Source organism: Gilliamella sp. B3817 (genome assembly GCF_026536705.1).
Taxonomy (GTDB): Bacteria; Pseudomonadota; Gammaproteobacteria; order Enterobacterales; family Orbaceae; genus Gilliamella; species Gilliamella apicola_I.
The window spans coordinates 29,958-55,165 of the sequence record NZ_JAFNNV010000009.1; the positions used below are offsets into that span (position 1 = coordinate 29,958).

At 34.0% G+C, this 25,208-nt stretch carries 24 protein-coding genes and 1 tRNA gene; 13 read left to right on the forward strand and 12 right to left on the reverse strand.

From position 1 onward, the window contains the following. Positions 1-256 precede the first annotated feature (256 nt). The 12 genes from J3U36_RS09785 to J3U36_RS09840 all read left to right on the forward strand — a co-directional run bounded on the left by J3U36_RS09785 (position 257) and on the right by J3U36_RS09840 (position 13,276). On the forward strand, positions 257-2,683 hold the full coding sequence (locus J3U36_RS09785) for an excinuclease ABC subunit UvrA (RefSeq protein ID WP_267379046.1): 2,427 nt from the start codon (positions 257-259) through the stop codon (positions 2,681-2,683). A 140-nt stretch (positions 2,684-2,823) separates the two neighbouring features. Further along, a complete protein-coding gene (locus tag J3U36_RS09790; protein ID WP_267385900.1) occupies positions 2,824-3,711 on the forward strand; it encodes a serine hydrolase domain-containing protein in 888 nt (295 codons plus the stop codon). Between the two features lie 241 nt (positions 3,712-3,952). After that, complete coding sequence (locus tag J3U36_RS09795) at positions 3,953-5,335, forward strand: MATE family efflux transporter (RefSeq protein WP_267379040.1); 1,383 nt, start codon at positions 3,953-3,955, stop codon at positions 5,333-5,335. Between the two features lie 232 nt (positions 5,336-5,567). Continuing rightward, positions 5,568-5,870 carry a hypothetical protein gene (locus J3U36_RS09800; protein WP_267332122.1) on the forward strand — a complete coding sequence of 101 codons (303 nt, stop codon included), beginning with the start codon at positions 5,568-5,570 and terminating at the stop codon, positions 5,868-5,870. Between the two features lie 90 nt (positions 5,871-5,960). Beyond that, positions 5,961-6,551 carry a hypothetical protein gene (locus J3U36_RS09805; RefSeq protein ID WP_267379037.1) on the forward strand — a complete coding sequence of 197 codons (591 nt, stop codon included), beginning with the start codon at positions 5,961-5,963 and terminating at the stop codon, positions 6,549-6,551. A 51-nt stretch (positions 6,552-6,602) separates the two neighbouring features. Continuing rightward, a complete protein-coding gene (locus J3U36_RS09810; protein WP_065563791.1) occupies positions 6,603-7,277 on the forward strand; it encodes a hypothetical protein in 675 nt (224 codons plus the stop codon). Positions 7,278-7,353: 76 nt separating this feature from the next. After that, the gene (locus tag J3U36_RS09815) at positions 7,354-7,938 is read left to right on the forward strand and encodes a hypothetical protein (RefSeq protein WP_141673979.1); all 585 of its coding nucleotides are present in this window, start codon (positions 7,354-7,356) and stop codon (positions 7,936-7,938) included. Positions 7,939-8,305: 367 nt separating this feature from the next. Next, positions 8,306-9,334: a hypothetical protein gene (locus tag J3U36_RS09820; protein ID WP_267332121.1), complete on the forward strand. Its 1,029-nt coding sequence runs from the start codon at positions 8,306-8,308 to the stop codon at positions 9,332-9,334. A gap of 6 nt (positions 9,335-9,340) precedes the next feature. Next, positions 9,341-10,372 (forward strand): hypothetical protein, encoded by a 1,032-nt coding sequence (locus tag J3U36_RS09825; RefSeq protein WP_267332120.1) that lies wholly within the window; start codon positions 9,341-9,343, stop codon positions 10,370-10,372. 109 nt (positions 10,373-10,481) lie between these two features. Next, positions 10,482-11,726, forward strand: coding sequence for a M23 family metallopeptidase (locus tag J3U36_RS09830; RefSeq protein ID WP_267379031.1), 1,245 nt, complete (start codon positions 10,482-10,484; stop codon positions 11,724-11,726). Further along, a complete protein-coding gene (locus J3U36_RS09835; protein ID WP_267379028.1) occupies positions 11,723-12,646 on the forward strand; it encodes a hypothetical protein in 924 nt (307 codons plus the stop codon). Before J3U36_RS09830 ends, J3U36_RS09835 begins: the two co-directional genes overlap by 4 nt. A gap of 273 nt (positions 12,647-12,919) precedes the next feature. Then, positions 12,920-13,276 carry a hypothetical protein gene (locus tag J3U36_RS09840; RefSeq protein ID WP_267379026.1) on the forward strand — a complete coding sequence of 119 codons (357 nt, stop codon included), beginning with the start codon at positions 12,920-12,922 and terminating at the stop codon, positions 13,274-13,276. A gap of 126 nt (positions 13,277-13,402) precedes the next feature. On the opposite strand, the gene J3U36_RS09845 is transcribed toward J3U36_RS09840, so the two are convergent. The 4 genes from J3U36_RS09845 to J3U36_RS09860 form a co-directional block, all read right to left on the reverse strand. Beyond that, positions 13,403-13,597 (reverse strand): AlpA family transcriptional regulator, encoded by a 195-nt coding sequence (locus J3U36_RS09845; protein WP_267379024.1) that lies wholly within the window; start codon positions 13,595-13,597, stop codon positions 13,403-13,405. Positions 13,598-13,657: 60 nt separating this feature from the next. Beyond that, positions 13,658-14,440 (reverse strand): tyrosine-type recombinase/integrase, encoded by a 783-nt coding sequence (locus J3U36_RS09850; protein ID WP_267379022.1) that lies wholly within the window; start codon positions 14,438-14,440, stop codon positions 13,658-13,660. Between the two features lie 20 nt (positions 14,441-14,460). After that, the gene (locus J3U36_RS09855) at positions 14,461-14,985 is read right to left on the reverse strand and encodes a tyrosine-type recombinase/integrase (protein WP_267379019.1); all 525 of its coding nucleotides are present in this window, start codon (positions 14,983-14,985) and stop codon (positions 14,461-14,463) included. Between the two features lie 178 nt (positions 14,986-15,163). Continuing rightward, a tRNA-Asn gene (locus J3U36_RS09860) sits at positions 15,164-15,239 on the reverse strand. Between the two features lie 148 nt (positions 15,240-15,387). On the opposite strand from J3U36_RS09860, the gene J3U36_RS09865 reads away from it, so the two are divergent. Further along, positions 15,388-15,963 carry a TIGR00730 family Rossman fold protein gene (locus J3U36_RS09865; protein ID WP_267380121.1) on the forward strand — a complete coding sequence of 192 codons (576 nt, stop codon included), beginning with the start codon at positions 15,388-15,390 and terminating at the stop codon, positions 15,961-15,963. A gap of 52 nt (positions 15,964-16,015) precedes the next feature. Here J3U36_RS09865 and fruA read toward each other — a convergent pair whose 3' ends face one another. From fruA to J3U36_RS09905, 8 genes are all read right to left on the reverse strand, one after another. Further along, positions 16,016-17,713 carry a PTS fructose transporter subunit IIBC gene (gene fruA, locus J3U36_RS09870; protein WP_267380122.1) on the reverse strand — a complete coding sequence of 566 codons (1,698 nt, stop codon included), beginning with the start codon at positions 17,711-17,713 and terminating at the stop codon, positions 16,016-16,018. Between the two features lie 8 nt (positions 17,714-17,721). Further along, entirely contained in the window at positions 17,722-18,657 is a 936-nt protein-coding gene (gene fruK, locus J3U36_RS09875; protein WP_267380123.1) for a 1-phosphofructokinase, read from the reverse strand. Next, positions 18,657-19,859 (reverse strand): fused PTS fructose transporter subunit IIA/HPr protein, encoded by a 1,203-nt coding sequence (fruB, locus tag J3U36_RS09880; protein ID WP_267380124.1) that lies wholly within the window; start codon positions 19,857-19,859, stop codon positions 18,657-18,659. Before fruB ends, fruK begins: the two co-directional genes overlap by 1 nt. 389 nt (positions 19,860-20,248) lie before the next feature. Next, entirely contained in the window at positions 20,249-21,277 is a 1,029-nt protein-coding gene (cra, locus tag J3U36_RS09885) for a catabolite repressor/activator (protein WP_267380125.1), read from the reverse strand. Between the two features lie 128 nt (positions 21,278-21,405). Further along, positions 21,406-22,161 (reverse strand): ABC transporter ATP-binding protein, encoded by a 756-nt coding sequence (locus J3U36_RS09890; protein WP_267380126.1) that lies wholly within the window; start codon positions 22,159-22,161, stop codon positions 21,406-21,408. After that, entirely contained in the window at positions 22,158-23,129 is a 972-nt protein-coding gene (locus J3U36_RS09895; RefSeq protein ID WP_267385901.1) for an iron chelate uptake ABC transporter family permease subunit, read from the reverse strand. The genes J3U36_RS09890 and J3U36_RS09895 overlap by 4 nt, the downstream gene beginning before the upstream one ends. Then, positions 23,119-24,078 carry an ABC transporter permease gene (locus tag J3U36_RS09900; protein ID WP_267380128.1) on the reverse strand — a complete coding sequence of 320 codons (960 nt, stop codon included), beginning with the start codon at positions 24,076-24,078 and terminating at the stop codon, positions 23,119-23,121. Before J3U36_RS09900 ends, J3U36_RS09895 begins: the two co-directional genes overlap by 11 nt. A gap of 5 nt (positions 24,079-24,083) precedes the next feature. Further along, positions 24,084-25,058 (reverse strand): siderophore ABC transporter substrate-binding protein, encoded by a 975-nt coding sequence (locus J3U36_RS09905; protein WP_267380129.1) that lies wholly within the window; start codon positions 25,056-25,058, stop codon positions 24,084-24,086. Positions 25,059-25,208 lie beyond the last annotated feature (150 nt).

The following is a 25,208-nucleotide window of genomic DNA, read 5'->3' on the forward strand; positions in this document are numbered from 1 at the left end:
AACAATTATCACAAAAAACCTCATTAAGGCCTCTTAAAAAAATTTGAACTGTTTTTTAAACAAACAATATAGTTAACCAAATATCGGTACAATTCCAGCTTATGCACAAAATTACAATTTTGTCAATAAATTTTAAAAAATATATATATTTCATTTCACTAATAAAAAATAATGCTCTATATTTCCTCAATAGTTTGATCTTAACGATAAATAAATAAGCTGGAATTTCTTAATTAAAAAGACAAGGTTTGATTAGATGAAAAGTATAAAAATAACAGGAGCTCGCATTCACAATCTTAAAGACGTTGATATTACTATTCCCAAAAACAAATTAACCGTTGCTACCGGTATAAGTGGATCAGGAAAGTCTAGTCTGATGTTTGATATTGTGTTTGAAGAAGGACGTAAAGGGTATCTTCAATCATTAGGAATCTTTCCGGGACTTGAAAATGAGAGAAAATTTGCAAGCATAGAGGGTATCGGCCCGACAATTGCAGTTAAACAAAGCGTTGTACGTCAGAATAACCCAAGATCAACAGTCGGTTCTAAAACAAACATATTCAACCTTCTTGCCCTACTGTATTCAAGTGAAGGGCAGGTTAAATGTTCAGAGTGCAACGAAACTATTGGACAAGATAAGGTCTGCGCTAAGTGTGGACATGAGGAAGAGCGCCTTGAATTAGGCTATTTTTCCTATAATAACCCTAACGGAATGTGTATGAAATGCGCTGGCAGAGGCGCATATTATCACGTTAATATGGAAAAGCTTATTGCAAATAAAAATCCCACCGTTCGAGAGTTATTTAATTTTATCGGGGTCACCCCCGGTATACTTCGCGTCTTGGAAAGGAATTTCAAAGACTATATGGATCAGCCTTATTTAGAAATACCGGATGAAATAAAAGAAGAAGTGGTAAACGGGCATTATGTCAGCAATAACAGTGCAAATCAAAGCTTCTGCTTATCAAGAATTTTGCAAGCTAAACACAAAAGAGGCGAATATTTAAATGGTCTGTACGAAATAACCCTCTGCTCAGAATGTCATGGATATCGCATTGGTGAAGAAGCTCGCAACATATTAATTAATGATAAACATATTGGTCAAGTCGGCAAAATGACTTTAGACGAGGCTAAAACGTTTTTTGAATCGGCATTAGAACTAAACGAAATAACGCAATTTGGGAAAAATCTTCTTAAAGATATTTTGGGTAAAACAAACTCATTAATTGCTTCTCGTTTAGGGCATTTATCACTTTATAGAGAAATGTCCTCACTAAGTGGCGGAGAAATACAACGACTCTTCCTTAATTCGCATTTGGAATCGAAACTGGAGTCACTTATCTATATTCTTGATGAACCCACAGTGGGTCTACATGAATCAGAAAAAATTGAACTTTTACAATCCATAAAAGCGCTTAAAGATTTGGGCAACACGGTTATTGTCGTGGAACATGACAGAAGTACGATAGAAATAGCTGAACATATCATTGATATTGGCCCAAAAGCGGGGATTGAAGGCGGAGAAGTTATTTATGAAGGTGATTATGCTGGTCTGTTAAAATGCGATAAATCATTGACAGGACAATATCTTTCCGGTAAAGCAAAAATGCCGGTAAGGATGTTAAAACAAAATATCGATGATTCTGCTATTCCCCGTTTAGTCATTCGACACGCCAAAACCAACAATTTAAAAGATATTTCAGTCGCATTTCCATTAGGCATTCTTATTGGGGTTTCGGGCGTTTCCGGAAGTGGTAAAAGCTCCTTGATATCGAGCACGCTAACGCCCCTGTTAAAAAGTTATTTTCGCTTAGACGCCAATAAGAACAATACCAATGGAGAAGAAGTAGATTTTGAAGATGAATCACTATTAATCGAAACAATAGCCGAAAGGCTTGATGGTGCAGAAAATATTTCTGGCTTTGCTGAAGTATCGCAGGCACCAATAGGAAGAAATATAAATTCGAATCCTGTTACTTTTACCAAAATATGGGACAAGATACGCAGGTTATTTGCAGAACAACCCGAAGCAAAACGGTTAAATTTAACGGCTGGACACTTTTCCTTCAATTCCGAGGGCGCTTGCCGAGAGTGTAATGGTAGTGGACGTAAAGCTATTTTTCCTGAGGGTAGCTTAAAAATGTACGCAACGTGCGAAAAATGTAAAGGTAAAAGATATAACAACGAAGTTTTAACTGTCACGTATAAAGGGAAAAATATTTCAGAAATTCTTGATATGCAGATTTCTGAAGCGATAGCCCTATTTAGTGATAATGATTTCATCGTTCGTCCGTTACAGATAATGGAACGGATTGGTATGGGATATATAAAGCTTGGGCAACCCACTTCAACAATGAGCGGAGGGGAAACCCAAAGACTAAAACTCGCGAAGGAATTAGGACGGCAACGAAAAGGTCATATCTTGTATATCATGGATGAACCCACTACCGGTTTAAGTCTTTATGATACAGCTCAGCTGATAAAACTGTTGGATGAATTAATCAAAAGCGGAAACTCTGTGATTGTTATTGAACATAATCATGAAGTTCTTGAATCGTGCGATTGGATCGTGGAGCTTGGCCCTGAAGGAGGATTAAAAGGCGGTGAAATCATTGCCGAAGGAACGCCTAAAGACTTGGTAAAAAATCCAAAATCACTAATCGGAAAATACCTTACGATTTGAAAAGTGGATACTTGATTATGGCTAATATAAAAGAATTGAAAACCATTGATGCAGAATCAGTGAACATGAATCCAGATAAATTGAGAGAGCTGGATGTCGCCTTGAATTTTCAACTAGGCATTATTAAAGGAATCGCTATTTTGAGAAAAGGCGGCATTGTGTTTGAAAAATATTTCAAAGGTTACCATGCTGAAAATACTCATCATCTCACTTCAGTAACACAAAGCGTTACTTCCGCTTTAGTGGGAATAGCCATTGATAAAGGATATATAAAAAGCGTCGATCAACCAATACTGGATTTCTTTCCAGAAGCGGAATCCAAAGCCAGTGATATGTTAAAGCGACATCTGACAATCAAGCACTTACTTACCATGACTGCACCCTATTCTTGGAAAAAGAGTGAGCCATTAGATAGGTTGAGAAGGCAAAAGAATTGGACGATGTTTATGCTTGAAATGTTGGGACAAAAAGGTCAGCTTGGGGAGTTTCAATTCAATATGTCTAATGCCCACCTTCTTTCAGCGATTATTACGCGGAGTACGGGGCTATCAACCCGAGAATTTGCCAATAAATCATTATTTAGTTATTTAGGGGTGAAAGAGATGGTTGACCAGCAGATGAAATCCTTTTCTAAAGAAGAGGTCTATGGTGAAAATATTACCGGTTGGATAAAAGATCCTCAAAATATCAATACTGGAGGCTGGGGACTGTCTTTAACTCTGCGTGATATGCTTCGTTTGGGATATTTGTATTTGAATAAAGGCCATTGCAATGACAAGCCAATCATTTCAGAAAACTGGATAAATGAATCGCTAAAACAGCATACGGAAGATTGTGGCTATATGTGGTGGCTTAGAGAAGATAAGGGGATTAACACTTTTCTTGCGGCAGGCATAGGCGGAACTTATCTCTATTGTGTTCCCGAAAAGGATCTGATAGTGGCAATCGTATCGAAAGTCGACAAGATGATAATCGACAGGTGGGAACTCATGGCGGATTATATCATTCCATCGATAACAGACAGTTAATTTTAAGTCGTTAACAAAATTTTGTTTCTGCAATTCATTCCACCAAAAGGCAAGAAGGTTTTACCGCCATGAACTGTCTAACAAAACGTTTTAGGTTGGGATAGGTGCTGTTCGGGCAGGTGCTATAAAGTGAAAAATATAATAGATATTTTGCTCTCGATAACATGTCGATTAGACGCTTTTTTGCGCTAGAGAAAAATAACATCACTATTTATTAAAAAATAAACTTAAAGAGAAATCTATGTCAAATTTTCAAGAAAAATTGCAAAAAGGCATGTTTGAAGGTCCAATCATGCCAATAATTATAAAAATAGGGATTCCCATTCTTATTGGTCACTTATTAAATTATGCTTACTTAATAATCAATACCTATTTTATTTCATTGATCAATCCGACTTCTTCAGCCCCGTTGTCGGGAACCGGTCTTTTATTTCCATTATTTTTTGTCTTTGAAGCTATCGCCTCAGGTTTAGCCGTTGGACTCAGTACCACAACGGGGCGATTGATCGGTGAAAAACGATTTAATCATTATCAAAATCTGGGTGTTACAGGTGTCGTCATAGCTTTACTGCTAACCGTGCCATTTATGATTATGTGTTATGCTTTTGGCCCACAAATTATTGATTTATTATCAGGTGATAAATTAAGCTTAGAAGCAACAGTTTATAGTCTACAGTTTTTATATTCATTAGCCCCAGGTTTACTGTTCATAATATTATTACAGGTTTATGGCGGTATTCTTATTGGCGAAGGCCTGACATATGTTACTGCAATATCATTTATGATTATGGTAACGCTCAATATCGTACTTGATCCGATATTGATATTTGTACTCGATATGGGGGTGGCTGGTGCAGGTTTAGCTACAACAATATCGTTATTTATGGCTTTTATTTATTTAATCCGCTTTATACACAAAGGAAAATCAAGAATTCCGTTAACATTTAACTTTGCTCACTTTAACGGAAAAATTGCCAGAGAAATCATTCGGATTGGATTGCCTCAGTTTTTAATGACAGCCTCAACTTATATCATTATCGTTGCATATAACAAAATGATCACCAATACCTTTGATGAAAATGCAATGAATGCATGGACATTGGTTGGGAGAATTGATCAGATTTTAGTTATTCCGATGATTGCTATTGCTGGTGCAATGACGGTATTTATTTCGCAAAATTATGGACGTAATCAACTTGATCGGATTAAAGAAGCTTTTAATCTAAGCTTAAGGGCAATAATGATACTATGTAGCATCATTGCAGCAGTGTATGTATTACTTTCTCCTTGGTTATTTTCAATATTTACTTCAATACCAGAAGTGATTGATCTTGCCACAAAACAAGTGCTAATCGTATCATTTACCTTTTGCTTTATGGCAATATCATGGATGATCGCATCATTCTTTCAAGCGACAGGAAAACCCCTACCTGCGGTAATTATCCTTTATGTTAGGATGATCATGATTTTTTCTATAGGACTATATTTAGTCTTTGTTCAAAAAATGGGAATGAATGGCATTTTTATCTCTATGGCACTCGGAAACCTACTTTCATGTTTATTGTCATTTTTGTGGGTAAAGAAAAGTCTGAAATCATTAAAATTCAAGTCGATATTGGAATAAGTTGTTCTCGTCTATTGCTACGCTGTTATCACAAACAATATTAAGCAAATAAGCTAAGTACAAAAGTTAATCAAGTAGAAAAAAGACATATTGTAAAAAATAATTGGGTAGATATTGAATATCATTATATTATTGGAAGAAAAGAATAGGGAAAAAGTAATATTTATGAAGGATATCCCCGAATTAAAGTCGAAATTCAATCAGTTCAATAAGATTATAAATGGATGACAATATGAAATTATTAAAGATCTTAATAATACTATTACTATTAATTAAAGGTTTTACCCAAATTCTTATTTGCAACGATGATCCTACTGTCTTTTTGGCGCTAAAATTGAATCCTCTTTCTGAAAATTATAATTATATTAATTATTTAAGTCACAATAGTTATTATGTTTTGTTTTCTGATGAAAATGAAATGATAGGACAAAATATCATTGATATGATTTATAAGATTCCTTTAATTCTTTATATTTCAGTTTTACTTATACTGTTTTTTTTAAAACGTAAAAATACAAAAGAGAAAACCCTATGAAGCAATTTTTACCACATATTACTTTTTGGGGTTTAAATTTTTTTGCTTTTCCTGTCAGTCGACTTAATAGTAAAAGGAAACAATTTTAAAATGAGAATATTATTACTGATTCTATTGTCTTTGGCTAACATAGCGTGTAGTCAAAAAATTGAGAGTCAACAAGCTGATGATCATGTCACTCCCATTGAATATGATTACGTAGTTACTGAGGTTTTTTTAGAGTCTCCTTCTTCTTCTACTCCTAAGGTTTCTCCTAAGATAGATTTGCAGTCTGATACGCATTTATCTGGTCAATCAGGCTATGCCTATAAACTAAAAATCAGCGATCAAGAAGAATTAATCTTCTTAAATTATATTAAAGATTACAAACTTTATTCAGAACCAAGACTAAGTAGAAATGGTGTTATATCTAAAATCGAAGGATATGAAGGATACGATGACGTATATGCAGGTATTTATTCAATTGATTTTAAAATATCTGAAAATAAACATTATGTTGAAATGGATACTATTAGCAAAGGTTATGTTGGAACATCAGAGGAACTAAACGGAAACTATCAATGTATCATTATCGATATCAAAAACTCAAAAGTTATTAGGTCAGGGGTAGATATGTGTGACGGCGAGTGGAAAGATAATCAATGGATAAGTCAAGGAAAAGTTGAATTTGATGGCAAATGAAGTTTAAGTTCGAAAGAAAGATAAACAACTAAAAAACATGGGAATTTTAAAATGAGAATATTATTACTGATTCTATTGTCTTTGGTTAACATAGCATGTAGTCAAAAAATAGAAAATCAATCAGCAGTGACTCAAACAACCCCACATTTTGATGCTACGGTTTATCAACTTATTGACCTTTTTAATAAAAAGAATTTTAAAGAAATTAACCAATATATTGATAAAGATATAGGTCTTTTCATTGTATATAATGCGAGTACCAGTCCCACAATGAGAAGAATTGAACAATTTAAATCGAATAATAAAATAACTGAAAATACAATACCATCTTGGGTAGACGATGAATTGCTAGGGTTTTCAATATCTGGCAATCCTAAAATACAATATGAACAATATCCTACATTTGATCCATGTAGTGAAAAAGTCACTAAACTAGGTCTGTATGCCAATTCAAAAGAAAAAAATATTGAGGCTTTAAAAATAGCGCTTGATTATTATCATTGGGAACTAAAACACTATCAATTTGAAAAAAATCCTGTTTGGGAGGAATATCAAGCCATTGCCGATAAAATAGCCCCTAAAACAGTTAAAGTTGTCTATATAGAAAACTTTCCAGGTATAATACCGAATCATGAAAAAAATATTTTTATATTTTATCTAACCCGATTAGATAATAAATGGTATTTAACCATTCTAGATTTTTATACTATGGATTGCAGTGCATAAAATGCGTGGTAATAAAAAAATATATCGGCAAAAATTAGACTAAATTCCTATAATACCAAAGATGAAGATGATGAAAATGAAAATAAACCGCACTAAAATTAAAAACTATTTGATTAGTTTATTTTTAGCAATTTTTTTACCATTCAGTTGTAATGCCTACGAAAATCAATATATAGATACAAAATTTGTCTATGAAGAATATGATCGAAATAATGATTATTTTAAATCAAAAGAGTTAGACAAGCTTTTTAATCTTAATAATGAAGACTATTTGCTTCCAGATACTTTTGGTCTTGATACAGAGTTTTATTATGTTCGACCCATTGAAATTAAAGATAATCATAAAAATTATTATATTCTCTTATATGATAAAAATGACATTTTAAGAGATGTGCTCCCCGTTGCTAATAAATATGTATATTCTATTGATGTTCGATTAGAAAATAATAAAAATGGAATTTGTTTGGGGACATTTGATGAAGAAAATGTTTTTTTTGAGATTGAAAAAATTTATGAAGTCACTAAGGAAATAAAATTAAAACCTTTACCAATTGAGACCAAAATATTGGACTGCCCTATACCTGCTGATTATAATACTGAGGATAATATAGGTATGGAAGATTACTTCAAATATGGCGTATTAGGCAATAGAAAATTATAGTTTTAAAAAAGAATTAGTTTTAAATAGTTTTATAGAAAATCAACATAAAAATCCTGAATAATGATATACCAATTTATTGCGACTAAATGATATATAATTATTCAGGATTTTTTTACTATGGATTGCCGTGCATAATATGCGTGATAATAAAAAAATATTCTGGCAAAAATTGTTAATATTCATAGTAAGTTATCAATTAAAAATCCACCTAAAATAAAGCGGAAATAAATTCACTATTATCTGAAATTAGGTATATACTCTCCATAAATTCTGAAAACCGCACTCATATACTGCACCCGTTATTCTATACAAGCGTTTTTTAAAGTACGGGGGAAACATTGTAAAAAATAAACAAGGAATATTGGCAATGAGATTGATAATAGCATGTATAACCCTCTTATTTATGAGTAATCAAATAGCGAATAGCCAACCGATTAATAAAAATAAAAAAGACGATCTTATTACCCAAATTATGCAAGCTCCACTTGCCAGCCCGCCAATTGGTGATAAACATGTTTTATATCCTTTTGCCACACATTGGCAAGATGCAGAAACAGAAAATGAACGTTCGGGGAGTGAAAAAGCTTTTGATGAATTGGCCAGAAATTTATATAAGCAGTCCCAATCAGAACAATCCTATAAGATTACTTTAACCCAAGAAAATTTAAAGCAGATTGTTCAGGATTCCTATGATATCCCATTTAATATCAACGATATTTTAAACCAGAAGATTACAGTTCATGTGGAAAAAATAGCCGGCTTTCCTCAGTTTGATCTGTTTCTACTCACCACCGAGAACCTTGAGTTAGAATGCAACCATTGCGAGTATGGAAATCATCTTGTTTTTCAATCCATTATATCTATCAGCTCTCATCAAATTGTGGATAGATTAGTAGCCACTTACGAATATGGAAATGATCTGAGTAGAGGCTATCGATTTTTCTATTATGATAATGGGAAAATAATTATTAGGAGATTTGGCAGTAATGAGACAGACAGTGCTGCTAAAGAAAAAAGAACATATCAACTCACCCCCCAAGGCAAATTCATCCGTTATTATGATACTAATGGTTCTTTTCAAAATACAGATCTTAATGTTACAGAGGAAGGTTTAGTTCAAAACCATACTCGCGAGGGGGTATGGATAGAGATAACAGGCAGTAAATATGCGCCTCTAGATATCGGTTATATTTATCTCGAATCGGAATATAAAAATGGTTTACTTGATGGTGTCCGGAAATGTTATCAATTAGACTATCAAAAGAAATTAGATGGTTCTAAGGATCTATCTTCTGCTAAAAAAGGCAAACTTTTGTACACAGAAACCTATAAAGACGGTGAGCTTGTGAATCGGGTGTTTATAGATGATGAAGTGGCTAAAATTAAAAAGAGGTAATATAGTATGAAAACGATAGTTATACCCTTTATCATCATCTTCTTGATGATAGGTTGTAATCAAATGGCGAATAGCCAACCGATTAATAAAAATAAAAAAGACGATCTTATTACCCAAATTATGCAAGCTCCGCTTGCCAGCCCGCCAATTGGTGATAAACATGTTTTATATCCCTTTGCAACACATTGGCAACATGCAGAAACAGAAAGTGAACGTTCGGGGAATGAAAAGGCTTTTGATGAATTAGCCAGGAATTTATATAAGCAGTCCCAATCAGAACAATCCTATAAGATTACTTTAACCCAAGAAAATTTAAAGCAGATTGTTCAGGATTCCTATGATATCCCATTTAATATCAACGATATTTTAAACCAGAAGATTACAGTTCATGTGGAAAAAATAGCCGGCTTTCCTCAGTTTGATCTGTTTCTACTCACCACCGAGAACCTTGAGTTAGAATGCAACCATTGCGAGTATGGAAGACACCTTATTTTTCAATCCATTATCTCTATCAGCTCTGATCAAATTGTGGATAAATTAGCAGCCACTTACGAATATGGAAATGATCTGGGTAGAAGCTATCGATTTTTCTATTATGATAATGGGAAAATAATTATTAGGGATTTTGGTAGTGATGAGACAGACAGTGCTGCTAATGAAAAAAGAACATACCAACTGACACCCCAAGGCAAATTCATCCGCTATTATGATACTAATGGTTCTTTTCAAAATACAGATCTTAATGATACAGAGGAAGGTTTAGTTCAAAACCATACTCGCGAGGGGGTATGGATAGAGATAACAGGCAGTAAATATGCGCCTTTAGGTATCGGTTATATTTATCTCGAATCGGAATACAAAAATGGCCTGCCTGTTGGTATTTGGAAATGTCATCAATTAGAACAACAATATAATGAACTGTATGAACCCATTTTATCCACTCGCAAAAAAGGCAAACTTTTGTACACAGAAACCTATAAAGACGGTGAGCTTATCGAACGCAAATTTGTGGATAAAGAAATTGATGAATTGAAGTAACGATAATATATTAAACAAACAATTATTATGCTTATCACCCTCATAAATATGAACGGTGGTAAGTAAACAATAAATAAAAAAATAAACATAACAACTTAAACATCCTATAATGGAAAACGAAAGCCTTCCGACAGAAAATATAAAATCCTCTAACGATCAATCCGAAATAGTGGATTCTTATTCAGCCAATCCTAACCAAATTGTTTATGATTTGCTACATCAATCTGATTTTGATATTAATGTAACGGATGCCTATTTTGCAAAAAAAGTAAATGCTCCGAATAAACCAAATGAATATACCTATTTAAAATTAAATCAAGCCTGTTTGGGTGACAAAATTTATCTTGTAGTTAAATGTTACGGTAAGCCCCCTAAAGGATCTTTGGTTATTAGCATTCGTGAACTTGAAAAAAAAGGTAATGAGCAAAACTTATATCCACAAAAATCTATTCCCTTTTTAGTGAATGGAGTTGAAAAAACCGAACTACAATTTACCATTGATGAGAAAATTGAGTATATCCAAGAGATTGAAATTCGTCCTAAAGATGATAAAGAGTATCAGGAATTACAAAACAAATTAAATAATCTTGAAAATAAAAGTACCCGTTTAACCATAAGAACAGAAATAAAAAATACCAACGCAACTAAGGTAAATTTTAAAGGTATTCTTACAGGTGAATTCGATACGGTTAAGGGTTCAAGATATTATGATTTTTTAATCGGTGAAAATGAAAGTTTTCAAATTACCCCCATTATATGGCATGATCCAATCGATAACCCTCAAAGAACATATTATAATTCCTCAGGTGTTCATAAGGAACAAAATGGAGCATTTGGTATGGTACGAAAATACGCTGATGGTTCAGATAAAGCTCATCAAGGATTAGATATTTTTGCTAATATAAATACACCATGTAAAGCATGTTTAGATGGTGAAATAGTGAGTTATTCAAATGAAGGTCAAAAAGGTTATGGTAATGTTCTTGTTTTAAAAGTTAAAGGAAAAGATTTAAGAGCGTCTAAAAGAGACTATCAACTAGAATTTACTAAAGAAATAGAATCTGGACCAGAATTTGATATTAATGCTGATTATATTTATTTAAGATATGCTCATTTAAACTCTGCTGTATTAACATCTGGTGAAGTAAAAAGTGGAAGTATCATAGCTTATTCTGGAGATACAGGAAATGCAGAAGGTGTAATAAATCCTTATTTACATTTTGAAATCGCAAAAAAACCTTTGGGTAATGGTAAGGGTTTAATAAATAGATATAATCCTGCTTTTTTCGTAAGATTAAAAACTATAAATGAAGAAGAACAAACTAAAGTAAAAAAGGAAAGACAAAGAAAATGAATAAATTAATTATATTTCTTTATATTTTATTATTATTTGGGTGTAAAGGAAATTCTACATCCAACCAAATATCTAAAATAAATAATGACAAGCAAAAATATAGTCAGACAACTAGAATTGATTTTAATCAATTCAAAGTGTTAGATTCTGATGAGTCCGGAAATTTATTTAAAAGTAAAAAATATAGGTTTACCTACAGTGATACAAGCGAAACCTTTAACCTGTTTACAAATAACAAAAAGATAGGGGTGATCGATTATGCTCCCCTAAAATATGACGGTCCTGGTTTCAAGATCTATCAATATTCATCTTCACAACAATCTCCTTATATAGTTTTTGTCATTGAAGCAACAGCAGATATAGGTACTGAATGGTATAAGGTTATCATAATTAAAAATGAGAAAATCATATCAGATTTTTTAATTAATGAACCAAGAAGTGACTCAAATAGATATTTATTAAAAGAATTTATGTCTATTTCATTTCAAAAAGATACATTTACCTTTAAGTTAAAGAAAAAATTAATAGTAAGTTATTCATATATACCTCAAGATTATCAGCAAGATAAAAATTACATTTATATAGATAAAGATATTAGCTTGATACAATTATCACCAACTATATCCATTGATAGTACTCCATGTCAAAAACCTATAACAGAGTATTTTCCAAATGGAAAATTAAAATTATCAGGTTGCCAAGGGATTTTTAATGGAACAGGAATCCAAGTTGGGTTATGGAAAAAATACGATGAAAAAGGCGAATTGATCGAAACGACGTATTACCACCCCGACGAGTTCGGTAAAGACTACAAAATCATTACTCAATATGAAAAAAATAAAATAATATCTAAAAAAATATACAACTTTAATGATTTGTACGAAGTCGAGTTAAAAGAACTTTCAACTATACCTAAATAATAATTCAATGCATGGATATTAGTCCAATCAATAGGTTAATCTTAATATAAAATGATAAAAAAATAACAATGTAGATTGGAAATAATGAATAAATTTTTAATACTTTTAATTAGGTTTCGTAACTTCTCCAAAAGAACTAATGGAAGTTATTTATTCCGTTTCCATATCCCCGAAGGCTCTGACGAGTTAGAAGTCATAAGATAGGTTAGTGATGAAAAAATTTTTAAACTAATTAATGTTACTATTAAAACTAAAACATAAAAATAAATTGTTATGAAAGATATATTTAGCTACACTTATTCCCATGAAGTACAGCTTATTATATTAGACACGATTAAAATAATTTCAACTTTAGATATGAATTACTTTGAAGTTTATAAAAACAATACAGACAATGTAGAATCATATTACTACAATGAACTTAATTTAGAAAAAAAGAAATTTTTTTACAGCATGATAGATTTTACCATAAATGGAGTAACTTTAGTTCCAAAAGGGGGCTATCTGATGCTAACAGACGAAAATAAACTTTGTCCACTAGCAGATCTAACCCCTGAGTATATTATGGAACTTGCTTATGATCATTTTTCCCCCTTCCAAATTTTAAATATAGATCTTTATCTTAACTAATTTTTTGATTGAATAAATAAGTTAAAAAGGAAATTTTAAAAATTCCCTTTTTGTTTAATAAATTAATAATGCGAACATTTTAATTATTAATAGCGTCACCATAAAATGGTAACATTTTTTTTATAACTAATTATTACTGTTACGTGTTGAAATGCGTGATTCAATCCATTCATCTATTTCACTTTCAATCCATCCAACAGCAATAGATGTAAGCTTAACATTCTTAGGAAATCTGTTTTCTGCCATTTCTTTATAAATTGAAGCACGGCACATGCCTGTTTTATGTATAACGTCTGCCAGTCTAAGTATCCTTTTGTTCATATTTTCCCTCAGTTAATGATTGTTTAACTATACAATGAAATACGTGAAAGAATGTATAAATTAAAGAGTAAGGTTCATTGAGTAAGAAATTGCACTCGTATTGCTTGTCTTGCTAAAGTTTGATGTAAAGTTAACTATAGTTTTATGATTTGTAGTTTTTTGCTTATTAAACTGTAAGACTTTACCTATTTTAGCAAATCGTACAAACTCAGCCCAACAATTTAACATTTCGGTCCTTTGCTCTAGGTATAGCGACCTGTTATACGCCCTACGAACTGTATTTTTATCAATATGTGAAAGTGCTATTTCAATGATTTCTTTATCAAAATTTTGCTCATTTAAATACGTTGATGCAACGGATCGTAAGCCATGAGAAATCAATTTACCACTATATCCCATACGTTTAATAGCTACATTAGCTGTTTGAGAACTCATATGTTTATTAAGGTGCTTCTTAACCTGTGAATTAAAAACATATTTTCTATTTCCATTAATTTTTTTCATCTCCAACAATATATCTATTGCTCGTTGACTTAGCGGTACAAGGTGTTCTCGATTTTTTTTAATTTTTTTTTCTGGAACTGTCCAAATACGCTTAACAAAGTCAATTTCGCTCCACTCCACTTGTACGGCTTCAATAGGACGAGCTAGGGTGAGTAGTTGAAACTCAATAAGCAATTTAGTACAAGGTTTAATTTGTGCTTTTGAAAGTGCTTTCATAAACTCAGGTAATTCTTCTGGACGAATAGATAACAGATGTTTTGTTTGTTGCGATTCAAAAATCATATGTACTTTATTTAACTTATTTATATCCATATATCCAACATTTATGGAATAGTTCATGATTTCATTAATCCGTTGTATTAATCTGTGTAATGTTTCGAATTTTTTTTCTGCTCCAACGGTTTTAACAGCTCAATAACCATGATTGGCGTGATCTCTTGAATCGGTACATTTCCAATAAACGGGACAATATGCTTTTCTAAGGATTGCCTTTTTTTCAATAGTGTTCTTGGTTTTAGTTTTTTACAATAACTGCTGTTATACCACTCGTTCATCACATATTTAAAAGTGGTACGTTGTTTATCAAGTTGTTTTTGTTGCTCCGAATTTCTATAAATTTGAGGATCTATTTTTTGCTTAAGGAGTTTGATATATTCATCTCTCTTTGAACGTGCTTCATCTAAGCTTACCGATGGATAGCTACCTAGTGACATCGAGTTTTCTCGATTCGTGATTGGGGATGTATATTTAAAAGCCCAGTTTTTAATGTTGTTTTTTCGAACAATAAGAACTAAACCATTTCCGTCTCTTAGATACAAATTTTTATCCTTTGCTCGGCTATATTTGATTTGATTATCAGTCAATCTTTTTATTATTTTTGGCATAAATTTCTTTCCCTTTGGGAAAAAATGAGCATTTTTGTTTACCCTCATTTGAACCCGAAAAAATATTAAATTGATAGAAAAATTGATAGATGTATATGGATAAGCGGTATACTAAAAAATATAAAATATTGATTTATAATCAAATAGAGACGTATAGATACGAGATGAAGTGGAAAGTTGGCTCCTCCAACTGGACTTGAACCAGTGACATACGGATTAACAGTCCGCCGTTCTACCGACTGAACTATGGAGGAACACTCGACGGTCAGAATATTAACGATCTATAACGATTATGTCAATCGTTAAAACACGAAATAAAACTAACTGCTCAGTGAGTAAACAAATAATACATCGCCTATGCTAAAATAAAGGGCTACGGTAAGAATAGCTAGAGTATGATTTATGAAAAAAAATATTTGTGTATTTTGTGGTGCCAGTGAAGGCAATCGTTTGGAATATCGAACAGCTGCCGAGCAACTCGGTAAAATTATAGCAAAACAAAATCGGCGATTAATTTATGGCGGAGGTAATAAAGGGCTGATGGGAATGATTGCTAATGCTGTTTTAGCTCATGGCGGTGAAGTCATCGGCATCATCCCTGAACGTTTAGTTAAAGCTGAAACTGCTCACCATGGCATTACCCGATTAGAAGTGGTTGACAATATGCATCAACGTAAAGCAAGGCTTGCAGAACTGGCTGACGGTTTTATCGCTATGCCAGGCGGTACCGGCACATTAGAAGAGTTTTTTGAGGTTTGGACTGGTATGCAAATTGGTTATCATGAAAAACCGGTGGCATTATTTGATATTGCAAACTTTTGGCAACCTATGTTGAGTTTTTTAAAGCATGCTGTGCAAGAAGGGTTTATTCGGGAAAATTTTTATAACACATTAATTGTTAGTGATAACGCCGAATTTGTGTTGAAACAAATGGACGATTTCGTTCCGAAAGATTTACAACGCTGGGTAAAAAAATAAGTGAATATAAGAAAAAAACGCCATCATCAGATGGCGTTTTAATTTATGCTTATTAAGCTGTCGTCGCTACAGCTTCTTTTTCTGGCGCTTTAATAGCTGCATAAGCAAGCCCTGCAATAACCGATCCAACAACAATGGATAACAGATAACCACCCACAGGTTTAACGACACCTGGAATGGCTAGAGCAAATAATCCACCGTGTGGTGTCATTAATGTTGAACCAAATGCTAATGCCATACCACCAGTAATTGCGCCACCTAGAATACAACATGGAATAACACGTAACGGATCACGCGCAGCGAAAGGAATTGCCCCTTCAGAGATAAAGCATAAGCCTAATACTAATGACGCCTTACCACTTTCTTGCTCAGCTTTAGCAAACTTTTTGCGAGCGATTAGCGTTGCAATACCCATTGCCAATGGAGGTACCATACCACCAGCCATCACAGCAGCCATTGGTGCATAAACATGCGCAGAAATTAATCCCGTACCAAAAGCATAAGCAACTTTATTAATTGGTCCGCCCATATCTGTACACATCATACCGCCTAACACTGCACCTAAAATAACCGCATTAGCCGTGCCCATTGAATTTAACCAGTCTGTTACCTCACCCATTAACCAAGCAATAGGTGTACCAACAATAAACTGCATGACAAGCCCTGTCGCTAATGTTGCCAATAGTGGCACAATTAAAATGGGTTTTAAGGCTTCCATACTTTTTGGTAGGGGAAGGTATTTAGCGATTAATAATGCAAAATATCCAGCAAAGTAACCAATGATAATACCACCTAAAAATCCTGCACCTGTTGAGACCGCAAGCAATCCTCCGACCAGGCCAGGCGCAAGCCCTGGTCTATCCGCAATTGAATAAGCAATATAGCCCGCTAGTAATGGCACCATAAGCGAAAATGCCAAGCCTCCAATTTGCGCTAAATGTGGTTCGCCAACTAATTTTTGTACACCGTCAATGTTTTCAAATGAACCCAAAGCAAAGGAAAGTGCGATGATTAATCCACCAGCAACCACCATAGGTAACATATAAGAAACACCAGTTAGAAGATGTTTATAAAAACTTTTCTTCTCATTGCTTGATTTAGCCGATACTGAAGTTGATGAAGGTTGATAAACCGTTGCCTCTTCGAATGCTTTATCAAACTCTTGCGCAGTCTTTTTGAGCGCTGGGCCGGTTTTAGTTCGATATAATTTTTTACCCGCAAATTTACTTAAATCCACATCGATATCACAAGCGGCAATCACAATGTCTGCTGAGGCGACTTCTTCTGGCGTGAGTTCGTTACCAACCCCAACTGATCCACGCGTTTCAACTTTACACCACCAACCACGTTTTTTAGCTTCTTCTTCAATCGCTTCGGCAGCCATAAAAGTATGTGCCACTCCAGTTGGACACGCTGTTACTGCAACAATACGTTTTACAGCCGTATTAGTGGTAGGAGCTGAAACACGTTGAGCTGATTGTTCAAAAACAACCGCTTTACTTTGTGCTTCTGTTAGAATTTGTTTTGGGTTGGCGAATAACGCATTAATATCTTCTACCACATAAACTTTTTTACCGATAACGGATTTATCACTAATTTCACCAGTCCCGATAGCAATAATCGCATCAGCAGAATCTGAATTATCGGTTACGTTAAAATTCAACGAATTGGCAGCCAATGCGAGTTCCGCTCTGGCTAAACGTCCATTTACAGGACCTATATTACTACCTTCAACAATATAAATATTCATGCTAACTCCTAACCAGCATTTATTTCAATTTTGCCTAGCATATCAGTTACAGCTTGGCGATCCGAAATCCCCACACCCGCTTGTCCAACAGACAAAGCAGCAACACTTGATGCAAATACCAGGGTATCTTTAATCGATTGATTTGTTATTAATCCATACATGATTCCAGCAACCATTGAGTCACCAGCACCGACCGTACTCACTACTTGACATTTTGGTGGTTTAGCCAACCATGCTTCATGTTGAGTCACCCACAAAGCGCCTTTACTTCCTAGTGAAATCACAACATTTTCAACGCCACCTTTTACTAATTCCATCGCCGCTGTTTTAATTTCATCTAATGTCGTTAATTTACGTCCGACCCACATTTCAAGCTCTTTATCATTTGGTTTGATTAACCATGGCTTAGCTTTCAATCCAGCGACTAACGCATCTCGGCTACTGTCAAACACCACTTTTGGGCAGATCTGTTTAACTCGCTCCATCCATTGTGTAAATTTATCAAGTGATACGCCGGCAGGTAAACTGCCACTTATCGCGACCATATCGATATCTTTTAACCATTCAAGAGAACTTGTCACAAAACGTTGCCAATCATGCTCAGTAATTGTAAAACCTGAAAAGTTTAGATCCGTCACTTCGCTATTTTCTTCAGTCAATTTGACATTAATACGTGTACGACCTTCGACAGTTTGGAATTTGTCGACTACATTTAATGAATGAAATAATAGATTAAAACCATCTCGGTTTTCTTGACCTAAAAAACCACCAACAGTTAATTTTATATCTAGATCAGACAATACTTTAGCAACATTAATCCCTTTGCCTGCGGCAAGTAAAGCATTCGTTTGAACTAAATTTACATCACCCAACTCGACTTTTGGACAAAATCCTAATAAATCATAAGCAGGATTTAAGGTGATTGTTGCAACACGATAATTCATTATTCTGTTCCCTCACCAAGTCCGCTTTCAATTGCTTTACCGATAGCATCAAGTGCTTGCTCAGCATCATCACCGACCGCAGTAAATTGCAAACGGCTGCCTTTTTTGGCTCCAAGTGCAACGATTTTCATTAAGCTGGTAGCACTTACTGGCTCCCCTTTTCCATCAAGATTCGCAACAGTTACTTTGCTATTAAACTCTTTAACCAATTTAACTAATACTGAAGATGGACGAGTATGTAAACCATTTTCGTTAGGCACGATAAATTCACGAGTTAAAGCTTGGCTTGAATCCGATGCTAATAGCGCTGCTGAGTTAGCTTGTTCAGTTTGAGAATTATCGATAGTTGAAGGCAAGTCATCTGTCATCAGTAAATTGATTAATTTATCCGCGCTTGCCGATAACATTAAATCTAACTTTTCATAAAATGCTAAACGTGCAATACGATCAATAACCTCAGACATTGAATTATCAACAACCGACATCGTGATAAGTAATTTTACCGGTTTATTATCTTCATTTACGTTGCTTATTGTACGACTAATCACAATCGCATTTTTTAGATTGCCTTCTTTGCTATCGTTCAACCAAACCCCACTACCTAGATAAGTTGGTTTATTATCCAGCACATGAGTGATAAAAGCCGTATTTACAGCATTTTGTTGTTTTAAGCGTGATGCATTTAACGCTTGTAAAGTGGCTAAACTATCAGCATTGATATCCAATAAAAGTGATGATTCATTCATTGAAAATTGGCTGTCTTCTTGTTCTGTTTTTCCGGTTAAAATAGCAAGTGCTTCATCTGCTGTTTTAATATTTTTGATTCGTTCCTCAACACCGTCAGCACCTAAAACATGCGTCAATTGACGAAGTAACTCTAAATGCTCGTCAGAACTAGCGGCGATACCAATAGCGACATAAGCTTTTTCACCATCATCACCCCATTCAACACCTTCAGGAAAACAAAAAACTTGAACACCCGTCTTTTTAACTAAATGACGAGTGGTGGTAGTGCCATGTGGAATAGCAAGGCCAATACCCAGATAAGTGGCAGCTTGCGCTTCACGTTCAAGCATTCCATTTACATATCCTTCTTCGACAAAACCGGCACTAGTTAATGCTGCCGCTACTTTTTTTATCGCTTCTGTTTTATTAGTAGCGTGTTCATTTAAATGTATATCTTCTTTAACTAAATGAAACATAGAATAAATACCTCTGGGTTAAAAATATTGGGTCGACTAAAATGACTCATCTATAAATCCATTTAATGATTTTTATTGAATCGTTTCAGCAATAATGAATAAATTAAAATTATTTATCCAATAAATTATAACTATCAATAACAAATATGTGATCGAGATCTAATTTTTTGATCTTAATTTATTTATTATAAATGCAAAATAGATTTTAGACATTTTTTGTTATTTAGTTACATCATTTTGCTACCTTTAGTGTAAGGTATTTTTCATTAATTTCTAAGTCAAGTATTTCAGCCTTCATAAAACGTTAAACATGTCCAAGCAATAATATTATAGCGTTTTTAATAATACATCATGCAACAACCTAGCCAGTGACAAGCTTCCAAGTTTTTTTATTTTTCGTATTTACTCATACGTTGACGGCTCAAACTGCCACGGTAAATTAATTGTCTTGGGATCATAGTAGTACCTGATTGATAACTTTGCTGATTCAAACAATTTTGGAGTAATGTGATAGTCAACTCCACTATTTCTTTATGATCCTGAGAAAGTGAAATCACTTTACAGGGCAAAAAATCGAGTAATTCATTATCGCCAAACGTTGCAATAGTTAATGATTCAGGTAAATGACCAAATTTTCTTAATATGGCATCAATTGTACCTTGAAGAAGTGAAAATGAAGTTGCAAAAATACCATTTGGTAATTCATGATTGTTTAACCAATGACTAAAAGCCGTATCAGCATCTTGTCGGCTATAATTATTAGCATATAAAAAATCAACATCGTTACAATTTTTTAATGTTACTGCGTTAAACCCTTCAAGACGATGCTGACTTACCGATAAATTAGGTAGAGCACCAATATAAATGACTTTGCCTTGAACAAAATGATTAAATGTTTGGGCAAGTGCTTTCGCATCTTGTTTATCTGCACCAACAATATTTCTAAATTTTTTACTCGATAATGTTCTGTCTAATGCAAATAGAGGAATCTTAAAATTTTCCCAATCATCATAAAACGCATAGTCTGAATCCGTAACAAAAGACGATGACAGAATTAAAGCGTCCACCCTTCTTTGTTTTAAATGTGCAATGCATTCTTTTTCAATTTCTGGATTATCGTCAGAACAGGATAAAAGTAGTTGGTATCCTTCTTTTCTGACGAGTTGCTCTAAATAACTGGCAATGCGGGTATAACTACTGTTTTCTAAATCAGGGATAATAATACCAATAGTTCTTGTTTTACCTGCTCGAAGTCCTGCAGCAACAGCATTAGGCTGATATTTGTGCTTTTTAACAATTGCCATCACTTTAGCAATAGTTTGATCACTTACTCGATATTTTTTCGCTTTTCCGTTTATTACGTAGCTTGCAGTCGTTCTTGACACACCAGCTAAAAGTGCAATTTCCTCTAACTTCATCACTGTTATCTCGGCAAATGGCGTGTCTTTTTTTTAGCATGGAAAGAAGGAATTAGCAAATATTAATTTACTTTAACTTGTTTATTATTTGCAATATTTTACGCTTAAATAACATACGACAATCTACATTAATAATATACAGCGATATGTTGTCCTTGGATGGTTTCAATGCTAACCGGCGTATCAAAAATATCTTCTAAAATAGCTGAATTCATAATCTGTGTTGGAGTTCCTTGATAGACCAGTTCCCCATTTTTCATCGCTAAAATATAGTCCGAATAGACTGATGCAAAATTGATATCGTGAATAACAATGACAATGGTTTTACCAAGTTCATTCGCAGCACGTCGTAACTGTTTCATCATCGAAACTGCATGCTTCATATCCAAATTATTTAACGGTTCATCAAGTAACACATATTCAGTATCTTGACAAAGCACCATCGCGACATATGCTCGTTGTCGCTGTCCGCCAGATAACTCATCTAAAAAACGATCTTTAAACTCAGTTAAATTTAAAAAATCCAATGCTCGATGAATATGCTGATAATCATCAGGATTTAAACGCCCTTTTGTATGAGGATAACGCCCGAATCCGACCAGTTCAAATACGGTAAGCCTACTGGTAAAGCGATTTTCTTGTCTTAATACCGAAAGATGAGTAGCTAATTTATCACTCGGCGTTTCAAACACATCCATGTCTTGAATTTTAACGTTTCCTTCATCAGCGTTCAAAAGTCGACTTATAATCGAAAGTAAAGTTGATTTTCCAGCGCCATTAGGTCCAATGATTGCCGTTACTCCTCCTTGTGGAATAGTGGCGGTAACATTTTTTAAAACCGAAAGGGTTTGATATTTTTTATTAATATTATCAATTTGTATCACATCGGTACCTTTTTCAATAATAAGAAGATAAACAAACAACCACCAATAAACTCTATGACGACCGTAATGGCGCCAACCATATTCAAAACATGCTCTAAAAACATTTGACCACCCACCAGAAAAATCACGCCAAGTAAAAAGGCCGTGGGAAGTAAAAATCGATGTTGGCTTGAGCGACTTATGCTATAAGCTAAATTTGCTATCATTAGACCAAAGAAGGTAAACGGCCCAACCAATGCGGTTGAAATTGCAACTAATATCGAGACTAAAAGTAAAATAATGGTCACGCTTTGATGATAATTAACGCCAAGATTAATAGCGTTATCACGTCCTAAAGCCAAAACATCAAATTGAAAACGCATTCTCCATAAAAATAGTCCGATACATATTGCAATAATGAATGAAAAAATAATTAAGATGGGATCAGCCCGAGTGAACGTAGCAAAAATTCGACTTTGCAAAACAGCAAATTCAGTTGGTGTCATTAACCGTTGTAATAAGTTTGCAAAACTGCGGAAAAGTGTGCCCAGAATAATCCCAATTAATAATACTAAATGAAGATTTTGCTTAAATTTTGTGAATAAACCTTTATATAACAATAGAGAAAATAAGATCAGTAAAAGCGATTCAACGATAAATTTGCCCATAATACCGATGTAAGGAATACCTTGCACATCGATAAAGAAAATGACAATTGTTTGAATTAAGACAAATAAAGATTCAAACCCCATTATCGACGGCGTTAATATGCGATTATGGGTCACGGTTTGAAAAAGGAGTGTGGATGTTGCAGCCGAAAAAGCAACTAATATCATCGTCAATACTATCCACATACGATGAGTCAAAATATACCTAATATTCCCTTTTAGATTAAAGGTCATAAAAAAGATGATACAAATAAGCGCTATACTCAATAATAGCCAAACTCTTTTTTGACTGGAAAGATAGTGTTTTGAACTAACTAGCATGTTTTTTTCGACTTAATAATATTAAAAAGATTACGGCACCGACAATACCAAGAATAACACTGACAGGGATTTCAAATGGATAGCGAATTAAACGTCCAATAATATCGCAAATTAATACCAATCCCCCACCAAATAAACAGACCCAAGGAATGGTTTTACGCACATTATCACCGAATAACAAGCTGACAATGTTGGGGACGATTAATCCTAAAAAAGGTAATACACCAACCACCACAACTACAATACCGCCAATCAATGCTATGACAATTAGTCCAATTATCATGACTCGACGATAATTAAGTCCCACATTAACCGAAAAATCTCGACCTAACCCCACGACTGTAAACTGATCTGCACTCCAGCATGCTACCAATGTCAAACCACAAACTAGCCACAATAGTTCATAACGACCTTGTAAAATCCCAGAAAAATCACCTGATTGCCATCCATAAAGCGATTGCAATAGATCATAATACATGGCAAAAAATGTGGTTACAGCACTGATTATCGCACCTAGCATAATCCCAATAAGTGGAACCATTAGTGCTGATTTGAGAACAATTTTATGGGATATTATCATAAAAAGAATCGTACCCATCATCGCAAATAAACTTGCAACCACCATTTTGATCATGACACTTTGTTCGGGCGCTAATACCATCATGATGAGTAAACCAAGACTAGCTGATTGGGTGGTGCCAACAAGGGTAGGCTCCACAAAGCGGTTTTGTGTTAATAACTGCATCACTAAGCCAGCAACGCTCATTGCACTACCCGCTAACAATAACGCTAACGTTCTTGGCAAACGACTGACAAAAAAGATCTGCTGCATATTAGCGTTGGTAAAAAGTTCATGTAAATTGACATGACCTGCACCAATAAACAAACTTATTGCAGTCAAAATTAATAAAATAATGATGCCTGCAATAAAATATAACGACAACTTCATGTTTTTTATTGATTAGCCGATGATTCTTGTAGTACTTTTTCTATTTGATCCATTAAACGACTATACGTTTGAATCCCGCCTGCAATATACATCGATGTTGAATCAAGATAAACAATATGATTGTGCTGCCATGCTGCCGTTTTTTGAATTAATTCATTATTTAATACTTGTTGTGCTGATTGGGCTTCTTTATTACCAATGGCATTATCTCTATCTAACACAAATATCCATTCGGGATTAGTACTTAAAATGAATTCAGAAGTAACACTATTCCCATGACGACCGGCTTCTTGGAAAGTGGTTGCTGGCTGGAAACCTAACACATCAAAAACAAATCCAAAACGTGATTTAGAACCATATGCAGACATTTTCCCACCGTTAATCATAATCACTAATGCTGAACCGGCTGTACTGGTTTTAGGTTTAAGTTGATCTATTTTTTGATTAAAGTCTTCAATCAATTTAGATGCTTCTTTCTCTTTTTCAAAAATCTCACCTAATTGACGAGTTCGCTCAGTTAAACTCGCTAAGAAGTTATTGGAATCAATATCTAAGGAGATTGTTTTTGCTAATTCTTTCAACTTGGGATAGGCATCAGTTGCTCGTCCACCTGCTATAATTAAGTCAGGGTTGATAGAGCTAAGTACTTCGTAATTTGGCTCAAACAAAGTCCCAATGTTAGTATAGGACTTATCACTATATTTAGATAAGAAATCAGGTAAATGGACATTTGATTGTGGTACAGCTGAGACTGGAATATTCAATGCATCAATAATATCAAGAGTTGCAATGTTAAAAACAGCTACTTTTTTGGGAACAGACTCAAAAAGTGCTTCGCCTTGAGCGTGTTTAATTACCAGAGCATCTTTCTTAATATCAGAATAATCTGGTTTTTGGTTATTCTTATTATTATCACACCCAACAACTAACAGCAATACAGCAAACAGCACTGTAATTTTAACTTTGATAAATGAATACATATGAACTCCTAATTATTGTTCAGATAAAAATAACACAAATATAAATAATTCTCATTTGCATTAAATTGTATCTAAAAACAACTCAGTGTTCAATAAACTTTAAAGAATATCTAAAGTCAGTGTTAAATGATTAGAAAATGTTTCTTTACA

What these genes read in the sequence shown, in the direction of transcription:
- J3U36_RS09830 (WP_267379031.1), top strand. Translation starts at nt 10,482, where the DNA reads ATGGAAAACGAAAGCCTTCCGACAGAAAATATAAAATCCTCTAACGAT.
- J3U36_RS09795 (WP_267379040.1), top strand. Translation starts at nt 3,953, where the DNA reads ATGTCAAATTTTCAAGAAAAATTGCAAAAAGGCATGTTTGAAGGTCCA.
- J3U36_RS09850 (WP_267379022.1), bottom strand. Translation starts at nt 14,440, where the DNA reads ATGAACTATTCCATAAATGTTGGATATATGGATATAAATAAGTTAAAT.
- J3U36_RS09785 (WP_267379046.1), top strand. Translation starts at nt 257, where the DNA reads ATGAAAAGTATAAAAATAACAGGAGCTCGCATTCACAATCTTAAAGAC.
- J3U36_RS09815 (WP_141673979.1), top strand. Translation starts at nt 7,354, where the DNA reads ATGAAAATAAACCGCACTAAAATTAAAAACTATTTGATTAGTTTATTT.
- fruB (WP_267380124.1), bottom strand. Translation starts at nt 19,859, where the DNA reads ATGTTTCATTTAGTTAAAGAAGATATACATTTAAATGAACACGCTACT.
- J3U36_RS09895 (WP_267385901.1), bottom strand. Translation starts at nt 23,129, where the DNA reads ATGCTAGTTAGTTCAAAACACTATCTTTCCAGTCAAAAAAGAGTTTGG.
- J3U36_RS09905 (WP_267380129.1), bottom strand. Translation starts at nt 25,058, where the DNA reads ATGTATTCATTTATCAAAGTTAAAATTACAGTGCTGTTTGCTGTATTG.
- J3U36_RS09845 (WP_267379024.1), bottom strand. Translation starts at nt 13,597, where the DNA reads ATGAACAAAAGGATACTTAGACTGGCAGACGTTATACATAAAACAGGC.
- J3U36_RS09805 (WP_267379037.1), top strand. Translation starts at nt 5,961, where the DNA reads ATGAGAATATTATTACTGATTCTATTGTCTTTGGCTAACATAGCGTGT.
- J3U36_RS09900 (WP_267380128.1), bottom strand. Translation starts at nt 24,078, where the DNA reads ATGAAGTTGTCGTTATATTTTATTGCAGGCATCATTATTTTATTAATT.
- cra (WP_267380125.1), bottom strand. Translation starts at nt 21,277, where the DNA reads ATGAAGTTAGAGGAAATTGCACTTTTAGCTGGTGTGTCAAGAACGACT.
- J3U36_RS09840 (WP_267379026.1), top strand. Translation starts at nt 12,920, where the DNA reads ATGAAAGATATATTTAGCTACACTTATTCCCATGAAGTACAGCTTATT.
- fruK (WP_267380123.1), bottom strand. Translation starts at nt 18,657, where the DNA reads ATGAATTATCGTGTTGCAACAATCACCTTAAATCCTGCTTATGATTTA.
- J3U36_RS09800 (WP_267332122.1), top strand. Translation starts at nt 5,568, where the DNA reads ATGAAATTATTAAAGATCTTAATAATACTATTACTATTAATTAAAGGT.
- J3U36_RS09835 (WP_267379028.1), top strand. Translation starts at nt 11,723, where the DNA reads ATGAATAAATTAATTATATTTCTTTATATTTTATTATTATTTGGGTGT.
- J3U36_RS09855 (WP_267379019.1), bottom strand. Translation starts at nt 14,985, where the DNA reads ATGCCAAAAATAATAAAAAGATTGACTGATAATCAAATCAAATATAGC.
- J3U36_RS09865 (WP_267380121.1), top strand. Translation starts at nt 15,388, where the DNA reads ATGAAAAAAAATATTTGTGTATTTTGTGGTGCCAGTGAAGGCAATCGT.
- J3U36_RS09825 (WP_267332120.1), top strand. Translation starts at nt 9,341, where the DNA reads ATGAAAACGATAGTTATACCCTTTATCATCATCTTCTTGATGATAGGT.
- J3U36_RS09810 (WP_065563791.1), top strand. Translation starts at nt 6,603, where the DNA reads ATGAGAATATTATTACTGATTCTATTGTCTTTGGTTAACATAGCATGT.
- fruA (WP_267380122.1), bottom strand. Translation starts at nt 17,713, where the DNA reads ATGAATATTTATATTGTTGAAGGTAGTAATATAGGTCCTGTAAATGGA.
- J3U36_RS09820 (WP_267332121.1), top strand. Translation starts at nt 8,306, where the DNA reads ATGAGATTGATAATAGCATGTATAACCCTCTTATTTATGAGTAATCAA.